The 23,775-nt window shown below is 48.3% G+C and carries 13 protein-coding genes; 3 read left to right on the top strand and 10 right to left on the bottom strand.

The genetic code is table 11. The annotated features are described in order from the left end of the window. Positions 1-67 precede the first annotated feature (67 nt). Complete coding sequence (locus Q3O60_RS01585; RefSeq protein ID WP_305892146.1) at positions 68-2,119, top strand: spermidine synthase; 2,052 nt, start codon at positions 68-70, stop codon at positions 2,117-2,119. 298 nt (positions 2,120-2,417) lie between these two features. On the opposite strand, the gene Q3O60_RS01590 is transcribed toward Q3O60_RS01585, so the two are convergent. The 5 genes from Q3O60_RS01590 to Q3O60_RS01610 form a co-directional block, all read right to left on the bottom strand. Next, positions 2,418-3,830 (bottom strand): FAD-dependent oxidoreductase, encoded by a 1,413-nt coding sequence (locus Q3O60_RS01590; protein WP_305892147.1) that lies wholly within the window; start codon positions 3,828-3,830, stop codon positions 2,418-2,420. Between the two features lie 10 nt (positions 3,831-3,840). Beyond that, the gene (gltB, locus tag Q3O60_RS01595) at positions 3,841-8,304 is read right to left on the bottom strand and encodes a glutamate synthase large subunit (RefSeq protein ID WP_305892148.1); all 4,464 of its coding nucleotides are present in this window, start codon (positions 8,302-8,304) and stop codon (positions 3,841-3,843) included. A 359-nt stretch (positions 8,305-8,663) separates the two neighbouring features. Continuing rightward, positions 8,664-9,845 carry a beta-aspartyl-peptidase gene (iadA, locus tag Q3O60_RS01600; RefSeq protein WP_305892149.1) on the bottom strand — a complete coding sequence of 394 codons (1,182 nt, stop codon included), beginning with the start codon at positions 9,843-9,845 and terminating at the stop codon, positions 8,664-8,666. A 10-nt stretch (positions 9,846-9,855) separates the two neighbouring features. Then, the gene (yfcC, locus tag Q3O60_RS01605; RefSeq protein WP_305892150.1) at positions 9,856-11,346 is read right to left on the bottom strand and encodes a putative basic amino acid antiporter YfcC; all 1,491 of its coding nucleotides are present in this window, start codon (positions 11,344-11,346) and stop codon (positions 9,856-9,858) included. A 67-nt stretch (positions 11,347-11,413) separates the two neighbouring features. Further along, complete coding sequence (locus Q3O60_RS01610; RefSeq protein WP_305892298.1) at positions 11,414-14,350, bottom strand: TonB-dependent receptor plug domain-containing protein; 2,937 nt, start codon at positions 14,348-14,350, stop codon at positions 11,414-11,416. 328 nt (positions 14,351-14,678) lie between these two features. On the opposite strand from Q3O60_RS01610, the gene Q3O60_RS01615 reads away from it, so the two are divergent. Continuing rightward, a complete protein-coding gene (locus Q3O60_RS01615) occupies positions 14,679-16,571 on the top strand; it encodes a cyanophycinase (RefSeq protein WP_305892151.1) in 1,893 nt (630 codons plus the stop codon). 19 nt (positions 16,572-16,590) lie between these two features. After that, positions 16,591-18,882, top strand: a complete 2,292-nt coding sequence (locus Q3O60_RS01620) for an ATP-binding protein (protein WP_305892152.1) — start codon at positions 16,591-16,593, stop codon at positions 18,880-18,882. Between the two features lie 24 nt (positions 18,883-18,906). Here Q3O60_RS01620 and arcA read toward each other — a convergent pair whose 3' ends face one another. The 5 genes from arcA to trmB form a co-directional block, all read right to left on the bottom strand. Further along, positions 18,907-19,617 carry a two-component system response regulator ArcA gene (gene arcA / locus Q3O60_RS01625; protein WP_305892153.1) on the bottom strand — a complete coding sequence of 237 codons (711 nt, stop codon included), beginning with the start codon at positions 19,615-19,617 and terminating at the stop codon, positions 18,907-18,909. A 185-nt stretch (positions 19,618-19,802) separates the two neighbouring features. After that, positions 19,803-21,431, bottom strand: coding sequence for an ATP-binding protein (locus Q3O60_RS01630; protein WP_305892154.1), 1,629 nt, complete (start codon positions 21,429-21,431; stop codon positions 19,803-19,805). Between the two features lie 118 nt (positions 21,432-21,549). Beyond that, positions 21,550-21,867 (bottom strand): hypothetical protein, encoded by a 318-nt coding sequence (locus Q3O60_RS01635; RefSeq protein ID WP_305892155.1) that lies wholly within the window; start codon positions 21,865-21,867, stop codon positions 21,550-21,552. 8 nt (positions 21,868-21,875) lie between these two features. Next, a complete protein-coding gene (locus Q3O60_RS01640) occupies positions 21,876-22,898 on the bottom strand; it encodes a methyltransferase (RefSeq protein ID WP_305892156.1) in 1,023 nt (340 codons plus the stop codon). Position 22,899: 1 nt separating this feature from the next. Then, positions 22,900-23,625: a tRNA (guanosine(46)-N7)-methyltransferase TrmB gene (gene trmB, locus Q3O60_RS01645; RefSeq protein ID WP_305892157.1), complete on the bottom strand. Its 726-nt coding sequence runs from the start codon at positions 23,623-23,625 to the stop codon at positions 22,900-22,902. Positions 23,626-23,775 lie beyond the last annotated feature (150 nt).

Genomic DNA, 23,775 nt, shown 5'->3' on the forward strand with positions numbered 1-23,775 from the left:
TCTTAAGCTTGCTTCAAGATTAGGCATTGTATAGGCTTGGCAGCATTATTCATTCGTAGGATTAGCTGTGCCTATATTTATTCTGACCATTTTTCTCAGCGCCGTGCTGCTATTTTTAATTCAACCGATGATGGCCAAGATCTTACTGCCTCACTTTGGCGGCGGTGCTGCTATTTGGACAGCTTGTATGCTGTTTTTTCAGGCCATGCTGTTGGCCGGTTACAGCTATGCGCATGCTCTGACTAGCTTCTGCTCATTGCGGCAGCAACGTTGGCTGCACGCCGGGCTGATCGTGGTGTCGCTGCTATGGCTGGTAGCCAACCGCTTGGGGGGGGCTGTTCCCTCCACGGGAGAGTTTCCGCTACTGGGCATTCTTTGCTGGCTGTTGCTTAGCGTTGGTTTACCCTTTCTTGTGGTCTCGGCGACAGGCCCATTACTGCAGCGTTGGTTCGCCGATCGCTTTCCTTTGCGGTCGCCGTACCGGCTGTATGCTTTATCCAATGTCGGTTCGCTGGGTGGGTTATTGAGTTATCCTTTTTTGGTGGAGCCATGGTTATCCTTGACGCAACAAACACTGATGTGGTCGGCAGGCTTTGTGCTGTTAGCTGCTTTTTTACTGCTGTTGATTGGCACTCAGTTACCCGCTGAACGCACTACGACAACAGATGCTTCGGCCCAGGGAGCAACCACCGAGCGCACCGCTCCCCGGTTATGGGGCTACTGGCTGGCGTTATCGGCTTGTGGTGTCGTGTTGCTGTTGGCGGTTACTCAACAACTGACCCAAAATGTGCCACCCGTACCTTTTTTATGGGTGGTCCCACTTGCGCTGTATTTACTCAGTTATATCGTCGTTTTTAACCGTGATAGCTGGTATCAGCGCGCCATTTGGTTGTATTTATTTTCCATCGGTGTGGTGATAGCACTCATTCTGATGCATTTTGGCCGCTTGTTTGATTTGTACTCTCAACTGATCTTGTACCTGATGATTTTGTTCAGCGGTTGTGTCGTGTGCCATGGTGAGCTGGCTAAATTAAAGCCTAAAGCTCAGCAGTTGACCCAGTTTTATTTAGCGATGGCATCCGGTGGCGTTTTGGGTGGTGTGCTGGTGAATCTAGTCGCGCCAGTGCTGCTAAATGACTTTTATGAATTTCCGTTGGTATTAGCCGCTATTCTGCTGCTTGCCGTGTTGCCATGGCGCAAGCAATTAGTTTACTGGAAACAGGGTCTGTGGCTGGCTGGTGTTTTTGCTTTTGGTATCAGTGCAGTCGCGTTGCAATGGTTATTCTCACAGCATGATCTACATCAACAGCGTAACTTCTACGGCAGCTTGTCGGTACGGGACATGTCTATTGCTGGTCAGATGCAGCGACAGCTGATTGATGGTACCACCAGCCACGGTGCCCAATATTTGTCTGCTGAGAAGCAGCAGACAGCCTTGAGTTATTATCGTGAAGGTACTGGTGTTGCTGTAGCCCTGCAGAATTTTGTGCCGAGCTCATCGGAGCGATCTATCGAGCAGGTGCACCAACGTCATTATGGCATGGTGGGGCTGGGCGCTGGAACCTTGGCTGTGTATGGCCGCTCAGGCGATCGCATTGTGTTTTATGAGCTAAACCCGGCAGTGATAGAGGTGGCCGATGATTATTTCAGTTACCTCAGTGAAAGCCAGGCGGATATTGAGGTGCTGCTTGGTGATGCCAGACGGGTGTTGCAGCAACAATTAGAGCAATCGGGTAGTCAGCAATTTGATGTGCTGGTACTGGATGCATTCACGAGTGATGCCATACCACAGCATCTGCTGACCCGTGAAGCTTTCGAGTTGTATTGGCAGCATTTAATGCCAGATGGGATTTTGGCGGTGCATGTTTCAAACAATTACCTGGACCTGACCTCTGTAGTTCGCAATCACGCCAAAGCTATGGGGCTGGAGAGTTTCTTTATTTATACCGAGCCAGATGATAACAATTTTGCAGCAGTCGAGTGGATCCTGTTGACCAATAATCATCGCTTTATGCGCCAAATTGTGTTGTTTCAAGCCACAACATCATGGCCATCTGAGTTGAACCCCGCCATTCAATGGACGGATGATTACAGCAATTTATTGCAGGTGCTCAAATAAAATGACTCGACGATGGGAATAACTCAGCGTGGTAAACGTTAACTTCATAGATGACGTTATTTTGTCTGTTTTTCTATTTAACAAAGGGGTACTGATGATGCAACATGTTCAATCTTTTGACTGGCCGCTGCAGCTATTGCGGTTTCTGTTGCATTGGTCGCTGCCGTAGCCATTTGTTTTTCCGGCATCGAGTTAGTTGGCAATGGCATGCAACCGCATCAGCCGGATTTTTAAACTGACTTACCAAAAAAACCGCCTTTGTAGATTGGCGGTTTTTTTATGGTAATCAACTTTATACTTACACCTGCAAATAATCCAAAATACCTTCAGCGGCTTTGCGGCCCTGGGCGATGGCAGTGACTACCAGGTCAGAGCCAAGTACCATGTCGCCGCCAGCGAAGATTTTTTCCTGATTGGTTTGCAATGCGTAAGTGCTTTTTTCATTGGCATGCACCCGGCCTTTTTGATCCAGTTCGATGCCAAACTGCTGCAACCAGGCCGGTGGGCTGGGTTGAAAGCCAAAGGCTATGATCACCGCATCGGCTTCCAGCACATGCTCTGAACCAGCAATAGGCTCCGGGCTGCGGCGACCATTGGCATCGGGCTCGCCCAGTTGGGTTTTCACCACCCGAACGCCGCAGGCATTGCCTGCTGGGTCGACTTCAATACCAAGCGGCTGCAGGTTAAACTGAAAATCAACGCCTTCTTCTTTGGCATTTTGCACTTCTTTCCGTGAACCCGGCATATTGGCTTCATCGCGGCGATACGCACAAATCACTTGGTGTGCACCCTGACGAATGGAGGTACGCACGCAGTCCATCGCGGTATCGCCACCGCCCAATACCACCACACGTTTGCCTTCCATGCTGATGTAAGAGTGCTCGGTTTGCCAGCCCATTAACTGATTCGTATTCCCAATCAAAAATGGCAGTGCTTCGTGCACGCCCGGTGCTTCTTCATGCTCAAGGCCACCTTTCATCGGTGTGTAGGTGCCAAGCCCCAAAAATACTGCATCGTACTCTTCGACCAATTGCTCAAACTGAATATCGTCACCGATACTGGTATTCATACGAAACTCAATGCCCATATCGCTGAAAATTTGCCGCCGTAGCTGCATCACTTCTTTTTCCAGCTTAAAGGCGGGTATGCCAAAGGTCAGCAGGCCACCAATCTCCGGGTTACGGTCAAATACCACTGGCGTGACACCGTTGCGTATCAATACATCAGCGCAGGCGAGGCCGGCAGGGCCTGCACCGACTACGGCGACCCGACGGTCGGTTTTAACGACCGCAGATAAATCCGGCCGCCAGCCCATTTCGAAGGCTTTATCGGTGATGTATTTTTCAATGCTGCCAATGGTGACAGCGCCAAAACCTTCTTCCAACGTGCAGGCGCCTTCGCACAAACGATCTTGTGGACAAACCCGACCACAGACTTCGGGCAGGCTGTTGGTTTTATGCGATAATTCAGCGGCTTCAATGATCTTGCCATCATTGGCTAGCTCGAGCCACTGCGGAATGTAGTTATGTACCGGGCACTTCCACTCGCAGTAAGGGTTGCCACAATCCAGGCAGCGGTCGGCCTGACCGGCGACCTGAGTATCGGTCATCGGCTGGTAAATTTCGACAAACTCGATGGTCCGTTCTTGCATCGAGCGCTTTGGCGGATCGACTCGTTCCACATCAATAAACTGATAAACATTCTGTGCCATAACCGTCTCCTTACATCGCTTGCACGCGGAGCTCGTCAGACGAGCGGGCCCGGTGCCCTAGCAGAGTGTGAACATCGCTGGTTTTCGGTTTGACCAGACGGAATTTAGGTAAATACTGTTTGAAATCGGACAGAACTTTGTGCGCTAAGTCACTGCCGGTTTGTTCGTAATGCTGGTGCAATAAGCTGCGCAGATGCTCCTGCAAAATCGGCATTTCAACATCCAGGCATTCAACCAGCTCGGGGTTCACCCGCAGTTCCAGATCGTTTTGCTCATCCAGTAAGTAAGCAAAGCCACCGGTCATGCCCGCGCCAAAGTTCACGCCAGTATCGCCGAGTACCATCACGACACCTCCGGTCATGTATTCGCAGCAGTTATCACCTGTGCCTTCGACCACAGCAATCGCCCCTGAGTTACGTACGGCAAAGCGCTCACCGGCTTTACCAGCGGCAAACAAACGGCCGCCAGTAGCACCATACAAACAGGTATTACCAATAATGGTGGCGCCTTCTTTGGCATAGCCCACGCCTTTGGGTGGAAATACAGAGATTTGCCCACCGGTCATGCCTTTGCCCACGTAATCATTGGCATCGCCCTGTAACGACAAATACAAGCCACCGGCATTCCAAACACCGAAACTCTGGCCGGCAGTTCCTGTTAGGTGTACATGCACAGGCTCAACCGCCATACCCTGATTGCCATGATGACGGGCAATGAAGCCGGACAGGGTGGCACCCACTGAGCGATCGGTATTACGAATGGATAAACGAACCCGGCCGCCGGCTTTGCGTTTAACGGCATCACCCAGTAATTCGACCAACTGCAGATTTAAATCGCCTTTATCAAAAGGAGCATTGCCTTCAACGCAGTACAGTGGTTTTTCTGAGCGCACTCCACTGGACTCGAGAATTTCTGACAGATCCAACCGGCTTTGTTTTTGTGTTTGTGGCTCAACCAGCTCGAGCAGGTCGGTACGGCCAATCAGATCTTCCAGTTTTTCCACGCCGAGCTCAGCCAATAAGGCCCGTACTTCCTCGGCCAGAAACTTGAAGTAGTTCATCACCATTTCGGGCAAGCCATTGAAATGGTTTTTCCTGAGTGTGGCATCCTGAGTCGCGACGCCGGTGGCGCAGTTATTCAGATGGCAAATGCGCAGGAACTTACAACCCAGCGCAACCATAGGACCGGTGCCAAAACCAAAGCTTTCTGCCCCTAAAATAGCGGCTTTCACCACATCAAGGCCGGTTTTTAAGCCACCATCTACCTGCAGGCGAACCTTATGGCGCAGGCCGTTATCGACCAGTGCCTGGTGCACTTCAGCCAGACCCAGTTCCCAGGGGCTGCCGGCATACTTAACGGAGGTGAGCGGGCTGGCACCGGTACCACCATCGTAGCCAGAAACGGTGATCAAATCGGCGTAAGCTTTCGCCACACCGGTAGCAATGGTGCCAATGCCGGGTTCAGACACCAGTTTGACGGACACCAGTGCTTTTGGATTGACTTGCTTCAAATCGAAAATAAGCTGCGCTAAATCTTCTATCGAATAGATGTCGTGGTGCGGTGGCGGTGAAATTAAGGTGACACCAGGGACCGAATAGCGCAAATGAGCAATCTCTGCCGTCACTTTTTCACCGGGTAACTGACCCCCTTCACCAGGTTTAGCACCCTGAGCAACTTTAATTTGCAGCACTTCGGCATTGATCAGGTAATGAGGTGTGACCCCAAAACGACCAGACGCGATTTGCTTAATTTTTGAGTTTTTCTCAGTACCAAAACGACGTGGGTCTTCACCACCTTCACCGGAGTTTGAGCGGCCACCCAAGCGGTTCATCGCGATCGCCAGCGCTTCATGCGCCTCCGGGCTTAAAGCGCCAATTGACATGGCTGCGCTGTCAAAGCGGGGAAAGAGTTCGGTATCCGGCGCAACTTGCTCCAGCGATAAAGGCTGCTCTGCTTTTTTCAATGTCAGCAGATCACGGATATGGGCGATTGGCCGTTCATTAACCAGGCTGCTGAAACGTAAATAGTCGCTGTACTGGCCACTGCGTACCGCTTGTTGCAGAGTCTGCACCACATCCGGGTTGTAGGCATGGTATTCGCCATCATGCACATATTTTAGCAGGCCGCCATGGTTCATTTGTTTGCGCTTTAACCAGGCAATATTCGCCAGTTGCTGTACATCCTGTTGTACATCATTAAAGTTGGCGCCACCAATACGGGACTCAATATCACTGAAGCAAAGCTGCATGATATCTTTCCCTAAACCAATGATTTCAAACAGGTTCGAACATCGATAACTGGCAATAGTGGAAATGCCCATCTTGGACATGATTTTAAACAGGCCCTTGTTGATACCTTTGCGATAATTCAGCACCGCCTGACGAGCACTTAACGTCAGCACGCCTTTCTCAACCAGTTGTTCAACGGTTTCATAGGCCATAAACGGATATACGCCTGTCGCACCGAGCCCAACCAATACCGCAAAATGATGTGGATCACGTGCAGTGGCGGTTTCGACAATAATATTGGAATCACAACGCAGCTGAGCTTTCACTAAGGCCAGTTGCACAGCACCAACCGCTAATGCGGCCGGGATCGGCAGTTTACCCTGAGCAATATCACGATCTGATAAAATCACCAGCACCACTTTTTCATCACGAACGGCAGTGACCACTTCGGTGCATAATTGCTCCAGTGCCTGTTGCAGGTTGTGTTGATCGGGAGCGAAGTTTAGCGAAAACTGGCGGTGGCGATAGAATTCGTCATCGGCCGCTTTCAGCTGCTTTAAATCTGAATACATCATCACCGGTGATTCGAACTGAATGCGACGGGCATAGCCTGCGGTCTCGCTAAAGACGTTGTGCTCGCGGCCAATGCTGGTCGCCAGCGACATCACATGATTCTCCCGCAGCGGATCAATCGGAGGATTGGTCACCTGGGCAAATTGCTGACGGAAATAATCAAATAAATTACGTGGTTTTTGCGACAACACCGCCATAGGCGTATCGTCGCCCATGGAGCCGACTGCTTCCTGGCCATCTTTGGCCAGTACCGTCATCACCTGAGCAATTTCTTCGTAGCTGTAGTTAAACAGTTTATGGAAAATTTGCATGGTGCCATCATCAAACACCCGTTTGCCAATTAAATCAAGCTCATAGTGTTCGTACGGCACTAACCGTTGCACATTGGCATTCAGCCATTCACGGTAAGGATGGCGTTGCTTTAAATCTTCATCGATATCGCAAGAGCGCCAGACTTTACCGGTGTAGGTATCGACGGCAAGCATCTCTCCGGGGCCGACCCGGCCTTTTTCCTGCACTTCATCCGGGCTGTAATCCCAGATGCCGACTTCGGATGCCAGTGTCAGCACCTGATCTTTAGTGATGACAAAGCGGGCAGGGCGCAAACCATTGCGATCCAGGTTGCAGGCAACGTGACGGCCGTTGGTCATAACGATACCGGCAGGGCCATCCCAGGGCTCCATATGCATGGAGTTAAACTCGTAAAATGCTTTTAAGTCATCATCCATCACCCGGTTGCCTTGCCACGCAGGTGGAACCAGTAAACGCATGGCACGGAATAAATCCATGCCACCGGCTAAAAATAGTTCGAGCATATTATCAAGTGAGCTGGAGTCCGAAGTGTCTTCTTTGACAAACGGCGCAGCCTGTTGCAAATCAGGCAGTAAAGGCGACCCAAACTTGTACTGGCGGGCACGGGCCCATTGGCGGTTGCCTTTAATGGTATTGATTTCACCATTGTGAGCCAAAAACCGGAATGGCTGAGCCAGCGGCCAACGTGGCATAGTGTTGGTCGAAAAGCGCTGGTGAAATACGCAGATGGCGGTTTCCATACGAATATCTGCTAAATCCAGATAGAAGCGCGGTAAATCGGCCGGCATCATCAGGCCTTTAAAGACTGTGACCAAACAGGAAAAACTAGGGATATAAAAATCAGCATCATCCGCCAAACGTTTCTCAATACGTCGGCGCACCATATACAAGCGTCGCTCCAGATCCCGCTTACGCCAGCCAGGTTGCGCATTGACAAAAATTTGCTCAATCCGTGGCAGAGAATCAAGTGCTATCGGTCCGAGCACGGATGGATCGATAGGCATTTCACGCCAGCCGACCAAACTTAAGGTTTCATTGGCAATTTCTTCTTCAATCACGGCTCGGGCATAAGCGGCTTTTTCGGCATCCTGACTTAAGAACATCATGCCGACGCCATACTTTTTACCCAGACTCCAACCATTTTCTTCAGCTATGGCGCGAAAGAAGCTGTCAGGTTTTTGCATCAGCAAACCACAGCCATCTCCGGTTTTGCCATCGGCCGAAATCCCACCCCGATGTTGCATACGATCCAGACCATTAATAGCGGTACGTACCAATTTATGGCTGGCAACCCCTTCTAAGTGGGCGATCAAGCCAAAGCCACAGTTTTCACGGGCTTGTGCGTGTTGATACAACGCCATTACACACCTCCAAACTTGTCCAAATGGATATAAATCTAATTATTGTGAATTTTTATTCTTTTGTGTGCGCGGCGTTAAACTGAAATAAAATAACGGAATACTTTCAGTTTCCGTGTGAATATAGAGTAATAGCTCTTACTGCGTTTAGCCGTCTGAACGTCAATAGATGATAGGTATACCGGCTTTTATAGCAAAATGCAAGCAGACTTTTGTGATGATAGAGTATAGAAAATAATCAGGGATTATTGAAAATAAATTACACGAATTGCCACTATTTCCGTTGTCTATGGGGATTTAGACAAAATAAAAGCTGCCATGGCAGCTTTTATAAGTGGTAAATTATTCTAAAACTATGCGAGTTAAGATTCAAAAGTGCCTTTAATCACTGCTTTACCTGCCGCAACCATCTGTACGCCCTTAGCATACACCTGTTCGATCTGTAGATCGTCGCGTCTGAGTAAGACCAGATCAGCATCCATTCCGACAGCAATCCTGCCTTTATGGGCTAAACCAAGAATTGCTGCCGGAGCTGCTGTAATCGAGCAGATGGCATCAGCCAGTGACACTTTATAGTCTTGTACGGCCTGACGAGCCGATTGATACAGGGTGCGTACCTGACCAACTTCGAGGCCCAGCATCTGACCTTTTTGATCATAAATAGGCAGGCTGGCATTACCATCTGAACTCATGGTCAGTTGCATCGCTGGTATGCCGTGCTCAAGGCTGATGGCCAGAGCTTGAGCAGCTGCCACTTCACCATGTGCTAAGTCATACTCAGTCGTGCTGGTGGTAAAATCGATATAGCCCCCTTGTTTTGCGTAGGCTAAGGCGGCATCAAACACCTGCTGATTGCGATTCATATGGGTGGGGTAAAACTGAGTCAGTTCCAGCTCACTATCCGTCACAGCATCCAGAATAGGTTGTAAAATACTATCGCCGGCGCCCATATGGACACTAACAATGCCACTTTTTCCAGACAGAATGCCACCAACGCGAGCCGCCGCAGCAACTTTACGGATTTCACTGATGGTGGGTTGCGATGAGCGGTGATCGCTGATGGCGATTTCTCCGACTCCGATAAACTTATCAATCAGAATTAAATCATCGGTAATGTTGTCCGTTAAGGTGCGGCAAGGAATTTCGTAGGAGCCGGTATGACACCAGGTACTGATCCCTTCCTCTTCCAGGGCGTGTGCCTTCGCCAGTAAGTTGGTCAGTGTACGAGTAGTAGCATCGGTGCCAAGTACGCCAATGGCGGTTGTGACACCGCCCAAGGTGGCATCCGTCAATTGCATCTCGGGTGTGCGGCTGGCAAAGCCAGCCTCACCGCCACCGCCAATAAAGTGAACCAATGAATCGACAAAACCAGGTACCAGATAATAATCACTCGCGTCGACTTGTGTGATGGGGAAGGTGCTATTGCCGGCATCGAGCTGCTCGGCGATAGCGAGGATTTTGCCGCCAGCGATCAGCACATCCTGCTTGCCGAGAGATTCTGGAGCCATGACTTCGGCTCCTTTAAATAGAATTAATTGAGTCACAATAACCTCATTATTGATAGCCAATGCTAACCGCAATTAGCATGGCCAGGCTGGCCAGAAAGAACAGCCAAAGATAAAGTTTCCAGGCAAATCGTGCCCATACAGTCCAGTCGACCCGAACCACTCCCAAGCAGCCAATAAGAGCGGCGGATGTTGGAATGATAATATTGGTTAAGCCATCTCCGAGCTGAAATGCTAATACAGCAATCTGTCGTGAAATACCAACCAAGTCAGCCAGCGGGGCAATTAATGGCATGGTAAGAGCGGCCTGACCGGAGCCTGACGCGACAAAGAAGTTAAACACCGATTGCAACACCAACATAAACCAAGCCGATAACCACGCCGGAAAGTCTCCAAGAGCCTGACCAGAATAATACAGCATGGTATTCAGTACCGAGGGGGTCTGAGGATCATCGCCACCTAGCATCAGCACAATGCCTTTGGCCATCCCAACAATCAGCGCAGCTGGCAGTAATTCGGCGGCACCATTTTTAAAAGCATCGGCAGCACCATTCAGCGTTAAACGTCCACCCAGCACGCCCAGCACCGCCACCACTAAACCAATGGTAAAAAACTGGCTGGCAATTTCCGGGATGTAATAACCGCGGTTGGTCACGCCCCAGATAATCCAGATTAAGCCGGCAAAGAATGCCAGTAGGATCAGACTATCCAGCTTGGTGTAGTTGCTGGTTTGCGGCTGACCTTCACCATGCTGGGCTTTGACGACTTGATCGGTGGCATAGCTGAACGACAGTTCAGGATTTTCCTTAATACGACGAGCATAACGCATGGTGAATGCGGTACCAAATAGGGTCAGTACCGCCCATAGCACATAGCGAAACTCAGCACCGGACATCAAAGGGATATCGGCAATACCTTGAGCAATCTGGATACTGAACGGGTTCATCCAAGAGGCGGCAAAGCCGATTTGGGTGGCCACATAGGTCACCAATACTGTCGTGATGGCATCGTAGCCCAGTGCATACATTAGGGGGAGTAACACGATGCAAAAAGCAATGGCTTCTTCTCCCATACCAAAAATAGCACCACCTAAAGAGAACACCACAAACATCAGTGGGATAAACAGCGCCTCCATATTCTTGGTCTTGTCGATCAGCGCCAAGATACCATTATGAATGGCACCGGTTTGCATAATGATGCCAAAGGCACCGCCGGTGAGCAGTATAAAGGCAATGACACCAATAGCTGAGCCCCATTTATCCCCTGAAACTAAGCCTTCAAAAGCGTAATTGAGAAAGCCGATTCCACCACCCTCAGCAAAAAGGGGGACTCCATAACTTTGTTCTGTATCCAGAGCAAAACTTGCCGGATCGATGCGTTGCAGTACTTCTGTTTCGCCGTTTTGTTCCATCACGACATCCTGCATACCAAAGCTACCAGCAGGCACCAGATGGGATGCAATAGCCGCAAATACCATGACAAAAAACAGGATCACAAACGCATCAGGCATATTAACTGGGTTCTTTCCAGCGGTTTTCATAAACAATCTGCCTGTATCAATCAATAGAAAGTAGTGGGGGAGCTAAGCTCCCCCCTATAGTGACTTCTTAGAAGAAGTAAGTTAAGGATAAACGATAACTGCGACCCATGGCATTATGATTGATGGAATCAAAGCCACGAGCACTGCCGAAAACGCGTGGTGGATCACGATCCAGCAGGTTATCAATACTAAAGTTAATGGCTGCATTGTCAAAGTCATAACCAACACTGGCTCGTAAGGTTGTCCAGGAAGAGACGTTACGACCACCATCTTCATTCAGAGCACCCAAGTCTTCCAGCTCATCAAGGTTGCGACCACGCAAACGACCGATATCGTCTTGGTAAGAAGAGGTATACAAGGCGGTTAAGCCAAGGAATAAATCTTCATAGCTCCAGGATACCCGAGCGCTACCAATGTTTCGTGGGTAACGGTAGGTCCCTACCAATGATTCAATATCATCAGAGCCGGCCTTGTTACGTTTGAAGGAAATGTAGTTGGTCCAGTCGGCATCCAGTCCTAAACGACCACCAGCAAAATCCAGTGTATGTCTGAAACTGATATCCAAACCTTTTACTTCTTGTTTGCCGACGTTTTCCAGTTGGATCACGTGGTCACGCAATAATGGTAACTCATCAAAGCGAGGATCGAACTCATTGACATAGGCATCAAGGATTTCGCTCAAGTTCGCGCCATCCTGATCAATGCGACGGCCTGACATATCCGTGACATCACAAACGTCAGGATTGTAAGCGATACCAATCTGTCCTTGTGGCACCAGCCCACAGTGACGTACCGATGCATCGGTAGCCGTGCGTGCTAACATCGCCGTCATGTCGGTATCGACCAAGCGGTCATGATCAAACTGCCAGTAATCAATAGTGATGGTGGTATCACGCGTCGGGCTCCATGCCAGGCCCAGACTGATAGACTCTGAGGTTTCTGCTTGTAAATTCGGGTTGCCCAGCTCCAGTACATTCGGACTGCTGGTAAAGTTTTGGCCATCACAATACAAATCCGAGACTGTTTGATTGGCACTACAATCATAGGTTGCCGTGGTAGTGCGCAGCTGAACACCGGCTTGAGTTAACGATGGTGCGCGGAACGACGTGGCCCATGAACCACGTAAAACCAACTCATCCACTGGACGCCATGTCAGGCCCACTTTTGGATTGAAAGTACCACCAAAATCGTTGTAGTGATCGTAGCGGCCAGCCGCCAATAACTCAACGCTATCGCTCAGAGGTACATAGATTTCTGCAAAGGCGGCAGCTTGGGTGCGGCTTGCCTCTGACAGGCTGGAACCAAAGCCAAACACATCGACCAGATAGTCATTTTCCGGGCGAGCACGAGCATTCAAAGAAGGCACATCGTTAATTTCTTCCCGACGTAACTCCAAACCTAAAGCCGCTCCAACAAAGCCAGCATCCAGCTCGAACAGTTCGCCGCTAAAGCGGGCATCCCAGCCATAAACAGTGCTTTGGCCATCACGGGTTGGTACTTCTTGAGCAAGCGCTAAAATGGCTTCATTGCCAGCATCATTCTGTAAAAATGGATTGTACACACCGGCTAGACTGGAACCAGAGGCGCAACTTAGGCCTGAACCATCGAAGCCAGCCAAAGTACCATCCAGACAAAGCTCACCAGCGATACCTGCATGGTATTTATAGCGGTTATAGATGCCAGCGGTTGCCTTTTGAGTAGATTCTGAGCGAGAAAGTAAAATCGCACTTTCCCATTCCCAATGGCCAATATCACCAGCCAAAGAGGAGACCAAGCGAATCGCCTCACTTTCTACTTCAACGGTGCGAGGATCATTGAAACGTGCGTCAAACTGGAAACCCCATAGTCTTTCTCCAGCTGGCGAGAAGAATGGATCGATCCAAATTTCATCATCACCGAAATAGATAAAGGTAGAATCTCTGGTGGTACCCGGGAAAATATCCAGAGCATCTTCTTGCACCCAAGCTCCTTCCGTATCATCGAGTTGATCAATAGGTGCTGGGCTCGAAAATGAAGTAGATTTGGTGCGGCTGTAAAATACATCGGTGTTCCAGCGCAGATTATTGGCTAGTTCTTTATTAAACATAAAGCCAATAGAGGCACTTTTGAACGGGCTTTGCAGCACATCGTCTTCATTGCTGTAGTAGGCACAGATTTGTTCACCAAACTCGGTGGTGACAAATTCGGTTTTACAATCCGGGCTGCCAATCTCATCGCCACTTCGAGCAGAGTTAAAATAGATATTTGGCGTGCCTTTAGGCAGGTAGGAGTAATTACTAACCAGAGCCGGTGTACGGGTGAACTCTCGATCCTGAGCGGTCAGCATTTTACGATCAAAATAATCGGCAAACACAGTCAGATTACCGCCAGCGACTTCGGTGCCATAGACAAAGTTGATGTTGGCTCTGCCATCGTTACTCGAGGCAGTGCTGTTGCCATAACTGACGTTCAGCTCGGCGCCGTCGTAATCAGTTTTTAAGATGTAGTTGATCACACCAGCAACGGCATCTGCACCATAAATAGCGGATGCGCCGGTTGCCAGTACTTCGATCCGCTCAATCGCGGCCAATGGAATGCTGTTAATATCGACAAAGTTCTGAGTGCCAGCCGCAAATGACGATGCAGCGACGCGGCGGCCATTAATCAGGGTCAGTGTAGAAGCCGGGCCTAAACCACGCAAAGAGGCTGCAGCCTGGCCACCAGGGGTTGAAGTCGAGGTAGCGCCACTTTCTGAGGTAGAGAAAGTACCACTGCCGCCACGGACTTGGCCGAGGTCGCGTAGTAATTCGTATATATCGCTGGCACCAGAGTTTTTAATATCTTCAGAAGACAGTACAACAAGGGGCTGTGTGCCTTCCAAATCGACGCCACGAATACGTGAGCCAGTCACTTCAATTCGTTCAAGCCTTTGTTCATCTTGTGCCACCTCATTGGTATCTGCGACCAAGCTGGCAGAGAGTAAAGCAGTAGTTATTGCTGTTGTAAGAGCAGAAAATTTACGCATCATGTTACACCTGTGCTGCACGGCAACCTCAACCCGCAGCCGTTGGATCGAAAAGATCGATCAGGCAAGCGCGGTGAGAGGTTCAACCGTCAATTGATTATTATGGTAATACATTGGATTTTTCGGTGGATAGGACCAATAGCACCTACCGGTCAGGGATGACCGGTTGCGCTATTCGTTAAACCACTCTGAGAGGTAGTAAGACGAATAGTGATATGTGCTGAGCTTGATGGCTTTTTTCAGCATACCGCTACCTTGAAACAAAAATGCATAAATTCTGCCTATAGATTTATCTCTAATTGGCAAAGATGTCAATACAGGCTACTCTATGCAGTCAGTAAAAAGTGAAGCAAAAATCCGTTCTATGAAAAAAAATCCTAAAAAAATGAAGATCATGCCTTATCAAAACCGCCGTAGTACGCTGTTGCTATTTTTTTTCACGTTAGTCGCCTTTTCGCTGCCAGTTACCGCTGAATCATCGCATAAGCACCAATTAATGCTGATGGGAGGAGGAGTTAAAACCTGTAGCTCAGCAGCTCAAAATAGCTGTTTACCGGACACTGAATTTTCTGCAAAAGCAAAATCACAAGCACTATTTCAGTTGAGTGATGACAAGATTAAGCGAGTGATCAGCGACCCATATTCGCTTTTTTCTGCACAAAATAGCCGCTGGTTACCCGCTGCTTTACATGCTTTGCAGCAACAACAGGGCCAAGCGCCGCTGACGTTTGCAGCTTTGCGGCAAGCTTTTCGTCAGTTGGAATTAGAGCAAGAGGGGCAACATCATTTGGGAGCTGATTTGTATCAGCAACTCTCCGCTGAAGAGCTTGATTTTATTTTCGATTATTTAGAGATCATGGTGATTGACCCTGAGATGCCCTCCATACGGTTGAAAGAGCAAGCGGCGCTATTGCAAACGAATGATGAGTTTTCCATTAGTTTGTATCAACGTCTGGTAGCCGAAGCGCAAAAGCATTCAGACAAAGAGAAGCCTTTAATTTTATTGGTCACCGCTTCATCAAGAGATCCATTTGCGGCAGTGGATTTTTATCTTAATGCGCTTGAACAAGCTGGAGCAACTGCTCAGTGGTTACCCATCCATGGTCCCTACCATCAAAGCCAACAGTTGCGTCAAAGTGATGAAACCGCATGTGAGGACCTGGAGCAACACCTTGCTAAGATCCATGGCAGTTACAATCGGGCGCATGTTTATCCTGATTTAATGGACTATCAGCGCAAGGTCTGCCAACAAGGCAGTGACTATACGCTGGCGCTATTAGAGCGAGCTGATGGCATCTTGTTTAATGGCGGCGATCAATCACTGACCTTACAGGCACTGCGTTTACCAAGCGGTGAAGCAACTCAGGAGCTGGCGACTATCAAGCAGCGATTAGCCGCTGGCCAGCTCATCGTGGCTGGAACCAGCGCAGGGACGGCCGTGATGTCGGGGTCTGCCGATCAGGCAGTACCAATGATCACCAATGGCGATAGTGCCCATGCATTAATTCACGGTGCCATTGCTTCCGAAGCTCCCGTTCGTGGTTGTGCGCAACAGCAGCGCTGTCCTGAAGGTGTTGGTGAATTATTTCTTACTTACACGGCCACTGGCGGCGCAGCTCTGTTTCCTTGGGGAATTTTAGATACTCACTTTTCTGAGCGGGGGCGGGAAGGTCGTTTAATTCAGCTGGCTTTGGCTACTTCAACGCGGTTTGGTTTTGGCGTCGATGAAGCCACAGCACTATTGGTGTCAGTGCCTGAAGCAGATGGTTCGGTTCATTTTGAAGTGCAAGGTCAAGGTGGCGTCTATATTGCTGACACCCAGAATGCAGCTCAAACTGTCGTAGAGAACGAGCAAATTATTACTGGGGTGGCAACGCATTACCTAACGCATGGCGATGATGCAACACTCAAGCAAGATGCACTCAATATTAACTTTGCCAGCTGGAAACAAGCCGAGCGGGAGCCAAGCCCTGCCAGCCTGCATGCAAGCCATATACTAAATGCAGATCACTACCAGCAATTAGCAAAGCGTCTATGTAGTACACAAAGTGACGAGGCGACAGGACTCAGCCAATTGGCAAATCATAAGTTTCAATTTCGATTGGCTGAACAAGCATCTACCCGACAGGCGCTCGGCTTCTTTGCTGTGTCCGATCGGGAAGTGAGCTATTGTTCATATCAGAATGTACGAGTGGATATTACCACCACCTTGCTGGAATAATGCAATTACTGGGGCTTTCATGATCGTGGATCAAGTACATCCTTTAGTGAAAGGATTTGCTGAACGTTTAAGGCAGTGGGGTTGGTTGAAACTGCTGCTACTGATTCAGCTATTTGTGACGTTAGCGACTACCTTGTTGTCGCTAGGCCTCTCTTTATTACTTGGCTCCGGCCTTAGTTGGCATACCAGTTTATCGGTGTTGGTACTGACACTGTTGCTTGGACCCTTGGTGTTGGCTCTGGTGTTTTATTTGATTCAGCATCTGGATGCAACGCTGCTGTACCTGGAGGATTCCAGCCGACAAGAAAAAATGCTTAATCAACATCTGCAGGAAAATATTCGGCAGCTTAATTTTGAGATTGAAGAGCGTAAAAAGGCATTTCAAGCCAAGCGTCGAGCCATTGATGAGCTGCGAAAAGAAATTTTAGAGCGAAAAAAAGCACAGCAAGAGCTGGAAGAGCAAACCCTACTGATCCGCTCGATCGTCGACAGCTCCCCCGATCTATTTTATTACCGTGATGAAACGGGCCGCTTTGCCAGCTGTAATAAAATGTTTGAAGTGATTATGAACAAGCCAGCCAAGGAGCTGCTGGGCCGGCATCCTGCTGATATTTTTCATGAGGATACCGTGCCGATTGCTATCTTAAGTGATCATGAAGTGTCGTCTCATCATTCAGAATTAACTCTTGATGTTGAGTTCACTGATTGTCATGGCCAAAATCTGTGGTTCGAAATGCGTAAAGTTCCCTTTTTCGATAAACAGGGACGCTACATTGGTTTGCTGGGCTTTGGCCGTGATATCACGTCGCGTAAGCTGGCTGAGCAAGCATTAGAAAAAGCATATCAAGATAAAGGTAAGTTTATTGCTACCCTTAGCCACGAGCTACGCACGCCTCTGAATGGCATCGTTGGCCTGACACAGCGCTTGTTGGATAGCCAATTAAGCAGCCAACAGCTGAGTTGGGGACAGACTATTTTTACCAGTGCTGAAACACTGGGCAATATTTTTAACGACATCATTGATCTGGATAAAATTGACCGGCAAGACTTGGATATTTTGTATCAAAGTGTTGAGCTCAATAGCTTTATTAAGGATATTGATAACTTTGCTGAGCTGATTTGTCAGCAAAAAGGCTTGCAGTTCGAAGTAGAGCAAATGATACCTGAACCTTGCTATTTGCATTTGGATCCTACACGGATCAGGCAGGTATTATGGAATTTACTCAATAATGCTGTGAAGTTCACCAGTCAAGGTGTGGTTCGATTATCTTGTGAACTGCTGCAACACGATACCTCTCAGCTGCGGCTCAAAGTCAGTGATACTGGTATTGGTATCGACAGCCTGGAGCAAGAGCGTATTTTTGATATGTATTATAAATCCAGCGACGGTCGGCGTTTAAGTGCGGTAGGTTCAGGTATTGGTTTGTCGGTTTCAAAAGCGTTGGTCGATGCCATGGGTGGTGAGATTAGCTTACAAAGCGAAGCTGGCAAGGGCAGTACCTTTGAGGTATTGCTGCCGACCAAGTTAGTCAGCAAACCCACCATTGAAACCATTGAGTGTCCAGAGCTCACCATTTTGTTGGTGGAAGATGTGCCGCTTAATGCGGATATTGCTATCAGTTTATTAGAGCAGCGCGGTCATACGGTGATCCATGCGGATACCGGTGAAGATGCGTTGGCATTGCTGGAAACAGAAGATGACATTGATTTGGTGTTATTGGATATGCAATTGCCCGACATGACGGGCGATCAAATCGCCAAAGTGATGCGTCAAGAATTGCATCTTAAGCAGATCCCCATCGTGGTGTTAAGTGCCAATGTGCGTAAAGCCGAAGCGCAATTATCCGGCATTCGAATCGATGGCGCTTTGGCAAAACCCCTTAATACCAATAACCTAGACCAGTTGCTGGCTCAGCTCTTTTCTCCCAGTGCTGTGAAAACAGTTGCTGCCGAACCACAGAACCAGTCCAATGATATGTTGGATTTGGCTACCTTAGATGATTACATGAACTCGCTGGGTAAAACCGCGATGGATAGAAGTGCAAAGCTTTTTAGTCAGTTGTTTCCAGGATACATCAATAAGATGCTTGAGGCGGTGGTTCATCAGCACGTCGCTGAGTTTCAGGATGCCGCACATACCTTAAAAGGGGCAGCCGCTTCGGTTGGCTTGCAGTGGGTGCAAACCCAGGCGAAAAAGTATGAGATGTTGCAAGAGCCAAACTGGCATCAACTGGAGCGTCAGCTGGTTGATTTTCACTTAACAACAGAGCGGCACTTGGCCGCTCTGAAAGATTACATTGTCAATCACTAGCGCGAACTAGCACGCGCAAACAATTTAGTCTTTGTCGATATGACCCACAAAGCGGTAGCCTTCACCATGGATGGTGCTGATCAGCTCTGGCGTATCCATATCGGTTTCGAAATGCTTACGAATGCGGCGAATGGTGACATCAACGGTGCGGTCATTAGGGCGCAGTTCACGTCCTGTCATATGACGGATCAATTGTTCACGGGTGAATATTTTACCCGGGGTATCAAGCATTAAACGCAAAGCACGATACTCACCTTTAGGCAGGCGACGTGATTCGCCTTTTGGTGAAGTCAGGTTGCGGCTGTTTTCATCCAGTGTCCAGCCGTTGAATGTGACGACACTTTTGTGCTCTTCAACCACAGGTTGAGCAACGGTGCGACTTAACAAGTTGCGGGCACGGATCGTTAATTCACGCGGGTTGAATGGTTTGGTTAGGTAATCATCGGCTCCAATTTCTAAGCCAAGAATACGATCTACTTCGCTATCTCTGCCAGTCAAAAAGATTAAACCAATTTTTTCTTTTTGACGGAGTTCGCGCGCTAAAATCAAGCCGTTTTTACCCGGTAAATTGATGTCCATCACAATCAGATTGACCTTGGTATCTGCCAGCCGCTGGTTCATTTCATCGCCATTTATAGCTTCAATGACATCGTAACCTTCGCCTTGAAACAGGCTGACAAGATTTAATCGGGTAACTTCTTCATCTTCAACAATCAGAACGACTGGGGTCTGCATATGATTAACCTTATGTGATTTTTGTGAAACTGGTGATTTATTTCTATGGTTTGTTATGACATACCATTGTCAATTAGTTCTCAATTATAGCTTTACTTTGCTTTGTTAACAAGTGGTTTTGTTAACATTTAGAGATGACTAAAGTAAAGATCCATTTTTTATGGGATAAATAGCATAAAAAACAATCAGTTATTGTGTTTTTTTGATTTCAAAATGACAGGGAATGCAATGAAAATATGCACGCCTTCATCGATAGAGCTTTCCAGCTGTATCTTGCCTCGCAAGGCTTGGGTCACTAAGTTATAGACCAGATGCATGCCAAGTCCGCTACCACCTTCCCCTCGTTTAGTGGTGACAAAAGGATCAAAAATACGCTTACGTATTTGCTCAGGTACGCCGGAACCATTATCTTGGTAGAAAAGCTGACAATCATTGTTTTCGGTGGTGACGGTGATATTAATTTGTCCATGCTCTTTGTCGCTAAATGCATGAATTAAACTGTTCATAATCAAATTAATCAGGATCTGATTAATGGCGCCAGGCTTGCTCTGTATCACGAGATGTTCCGGACAACTCACGATGACCTCATGCGAGGTTTTTTTCAGGTTTGGTCGTAATGACAATAAAACTTCATTGATCAACTGCAGCATATTGAATTCACGATCATGATCATTGGATTGATCGACGGCTACTTGTTTAAAACTACGGATTAAACTCGCGGCTCGTTCCAGATTACGATAGACGATACTAAGGTTCTCATCGGCCTCTTTGAGAAAACGAGCCAACTGTGACGAAGTGAGCTTTTTTTCTTCAAAACACTGTTCTATGACTTTTAACTTATCTTGCATCAGCGTCGATGCTGTAATGCCAAGACCAATAGGTGTATTCACTTCATGGGCTATGCCTGCCACCATTTGTCCTAAACTCGACATTTTTTCAGTTTCGACGATTTGATTTTGATACTGGTGCAACGTCTCCAGAGTACTCAGTAGTTCTTGATTTGATTCTTTTAATGCCAGTGTCCGTTCAGATATTTTTTGTTCAAGGCTTTGGTTTAATTGACGTATTTCTTGCTCAGCACTTTGCAGCTTTCGAAATTGGCGTTCAATTTTTTCCAGCATCAGGTTTAACGCTTTACTGTAGGAGTCCACCTCTTCTAAATCAGTGAAGGGAGCTCGCAGACTGAAATCCTGGGTTTTGGTGATGCGCTGAACTTGTTCCAGTAAAACAGCTATGGGTCGCGTGACCCACTTCTGCAAGCGGTGAGCGACCATAAAAGCGATGAGTAAAGCAATACATGCCATACTGACCCCATAAACAATCTGATTTTGAGTGTATTGCGATAATTCACTGGTGTTCGCTCTGAGATAGGCGTAACCAATTGACTCCGCATTGCTGATAATGGGAGCGATAACCTCAATGTAATGACCACTTCGTTTCGGTGTTTGAAGTTGCTCAAGGCGATGAAACTGTGTGGGATGAGGGCCAACGGTTTGACGGTTATAACTGGTAAAGAAAAATGGTTCAGGTTGCGTTGAGTGGTAGCTGTAAATATGAATATTATCGATCATAGGCTCGGCAGCAAAGGCTTGCAGTTGTTGTTCAAGATACTCGCTATCATTATTTTGTAAGTTACTGGCTGAACTGAATGCTACGATAGTGGCGTACGCTTCAAGTTGGTTTAGTAGCTTGCTCCGTTGAGCATTGATGTCGTGAGTGATCGAGATAACAAGTGAAGAAATGAGTGTTAAGCTGCAAATCAACATGATAATAGTGATCAGCATGCTTTTTAAAGAAAAGGTTTTTTGTATCATTGAGTTGTCATCATCGTAGCTGGCCTGATTTGCCAGAATTGGCTTACTATGATGTTATGCACAAATCAATGATTTAGCAAATTGATAACCTGTATATTTTCTCGATTAGGCTAGGGCTCTAGTCTTCGCGGCGCAAGATCCGCAGGATAGGTTCTAACTCCATGCCAAGTTCCGCTTCAAGCTGGCGTCGATCCATACGCTGGCGGATCTGGGCTACGTCTGAGCTTGGCTGTTGCAAAAAGGCTTGAAAGTCTTCGACACAAATACAACGCATTTGGGCGCCAGTCTGATCGGGCAATTGCATCATACGGTACAGCAAATGCGAACAGGCTTTTACTCGTCGGGGGTTTTGCACGCAGTCGCTATCTGCAGCAAAAGAAGTTTCAGTGAACAACCCACCAACAAACAGCAGAATCATGATGGCAGCATGCTTCATGACAGACCCTATAGTTTTTTTCGTTGAATACATTGATACACAGTAAACCCATTACTTTTAGCCAGTATAGTACAATGACCAAAGCTTGCTTCCAACCAGCCTTTGTAAGGCAAATGTGTATTCGCCACCAGTGTCAGACTACCACCAGTTTTAATGCGCTTGGGGCAGTCACGTATAAAAGCCTCAGCAATGCTGTAGTCGGTTTTCAGCCCGGTATGAAAAGGAGGGTTGGTGACCATATGATCAAATACCGCGGGGCTTGTCGGTAAGCCATCAGCAGCGATGACTGTGCCTGTCAGTTGATTCGCAGCCAGGGTCGCTTCCGTAGCTGCCACGGCCAAGGCACTGACATCAGAGGCTATTAATTCAATGCTAGGGTTGTTTTGTTTGAGCCAGGCGCCAATGACACCACAACCGCAGGCAAAATCAAGCACGCTGCCGCTGAGCGGGCTGGTGAACTGCTGCAACAACAGCGCGGTGCCAGGATCCAGTGCGCCATGATTAAACACTCCGGGCATGGAACAGATCTGTAGGGGCTGCCCCTGAATTTCCAGCGAAAACTCACTGATCGATGGCGTGCCGGTTGGCCGCTTGCCTGCCAGTAAAAACCACAAAGCATGGCGGGCATTGTCGAGCTTATGTGCCGACATGCCGAGTGTTGCTGCCTGCTTGCTTAAGGTTTTAATACCACTTTTATTGTCGCCTACCACAAAAATATCGCAATCGTCCGCCAGTACCGGACTGACTTGTTGCAGCATAAAGTGAAATTGCTCTTTGCTTTTTGGATAAAACAGCACCGCGGTTTGAAAGGGCTGAGAAAAATCCGCCTTGATACCAAAACTGCATGAAACCCTGGCACCTTGCCAGTTTGCAGCGACAGACGTCTGGCTGGTAAAGACACTGAATTGTCGTTCACTATCTGACTTGGGTAATTGGCTTGCAAGCGGGTCGAGCGGAGGCTCAACCAGCAGGGTATTTCCTTTTAGGTCGGCGAGGTTTCGCAGCAGCATCTGGCTGGCAGTAGTGAGCATATTAGTGCTCCCGCTTAAACATAAGATCCCAAACGCCATGGCCTAGTTTTTTGCCGCGCAATTCAAATTTGGTTTCGGGCCGATGCGCTGGGCGTTCAACATAATCTTGTTCGGCGGAGACATTACTAAATCCTTCCGCAGACTGCATCACTTCAAGCATGTGCTCGGCATAGTTCTGCCAGTCGGTCGCCATGTGGAAGACACCGCCTATCGCCAGTTTTTTACGCAGCAACTGCACAAAATCTGTTTGGACAATACGACGCTTGTGGTGTTTTTTCTTTGGCCAGGGGTCGGGGAAAAACAATTGTACCGTTGATAAACTCTGATCCGGCAGCATCTCGTTGAGCACATCGATAGCATCGTGTTGTATTACCTTGAGGTTGCTGATGCCTGCGCTGGCTGCATCGGCTAGACAAGCACCGACACCCGGGCGATGCACTTCAATACCGATAAAGTTTTTTTCTGGCGCCGCTTGTGCCATTTGCACTAAGGATTTTCCCATACCGAAGCCAATCTCTAATACCGTTGGAGCTTCGCGCTGAAACAGGGCGGCCACATCAAGTTGCTGCGGTTGATAATCCAGCCCCATAGACGGCCAGTGTTGCTCCAGAGCGAGCTTTTGAGCTTTGGTTAAACGCCCTTCACGGAGCACAAAACTGCGAATACGTCGAATATAAGACGGCTGCTCTGTGGTCTCGGTAGTTGGCTGCTGTGGGGTGTCGCTCATCGTGTGCTCCGGCTGAATATGGCTAAGCGGCGTATTATACCCAAACAACCTAAAGATGCGAGCTTCAGAGTTGCTGGTTGATTGGGTATACTGGGCGCTGTAGCGCATACCCAAGTACATACCCATCCTGCCACAACGTTTTAGGATGGC

It is taken from the genome of Alkalimonas collagenimarina (assembly GCF_030717845.1).
Taxonomy (GTDB): Bacteria; Pseudomonadota; Gammaproteobacteria; order Enterobacterales; family Alteromonadaceae; genus Alkalimonas; species Alkalimonas collagenimarina.

Excerpts from the sequence above, each read along its gene's own strand:
- trmB (WP_305892157.1), bottom strand. The coding sequence starts at position 23,625 with ATGAGCGACACCCCACAGCAGCCAACTACCGAGACCACAGAGCAGCCG.
- Q3O60_RS01610 (WP_305892298.1), bottom strand. The coding sequence starts at position 14,350 with ATGCGTAAATTTTCTGCTCTTACAACAGCAATAACTACTGCTTTACTC.
- Q3O60_RS01635 (WP_305892155.1), bottom strand. The coding sequence starts at position 21,867 with ATGAAGCATGCTGCCATCATGATTCTGCTGTTTGTTGGTGGGTTGTTC.
- arcA (WP_305892153.1), bottom strand. The coding sequence starts at position 19,617 with ATGCAGACCCCAGTCGTTCTGATTGTTGAAGATGAAGAAGTTACCCGA.
- gltB (WP_305892148.1), bottom strand. The coding sequence starts at position 8,304 with ATGGCGTTGTATCAACACGCACAAGCCCGTGAAAACTGTGGCTTTGGC.
- Q3O60_RS01615 (WP_305892151.1), top strand. The coding sequence starts at position 14,679 with ATGCAGTCAGTAAAAAGTGAAGCAAAAATCCGTTCTATGAAAAAAAAT.
- Q3O60_RS01640 (WP_305892156.1), bottom strand. The coding sequence starts at position 22,898 with ATGCTCACTACTGCCAGCCAGATGCTGCTGCGAAACCTCGCCGACCTA.
- Q3O60_RS01590 (WP_305892147.1), bottom strand. The coding sequence starts at position 3,830 with ATGGCACAGAATGTTTATCAGTTTATTGATGTGGAACGAGTCGATCCG.
- yfcC (WP_305892150.1), bottom strand. The coding sequence starts at position 11,346 with ATGAAAACCGCTGGAAAGAACCCAGTTAATATGCCTGATGCGTTTGTG.
- Q3O60_RS01620 (WP_305892152.1), top strand. The coding sequence starts at position 16,591 with ATGATCGTGGATCAAGTACATCCTTTAGTGAAAGGATTTGCTGAACGT.
- Q3O60_RS01630 (WP_305892154.1), bottom strand. The coding sequence starts at position 21,431 with ATGATACAAAAAACCTTTTCTTTAAAAAGCATGCTGATCACTATTATC.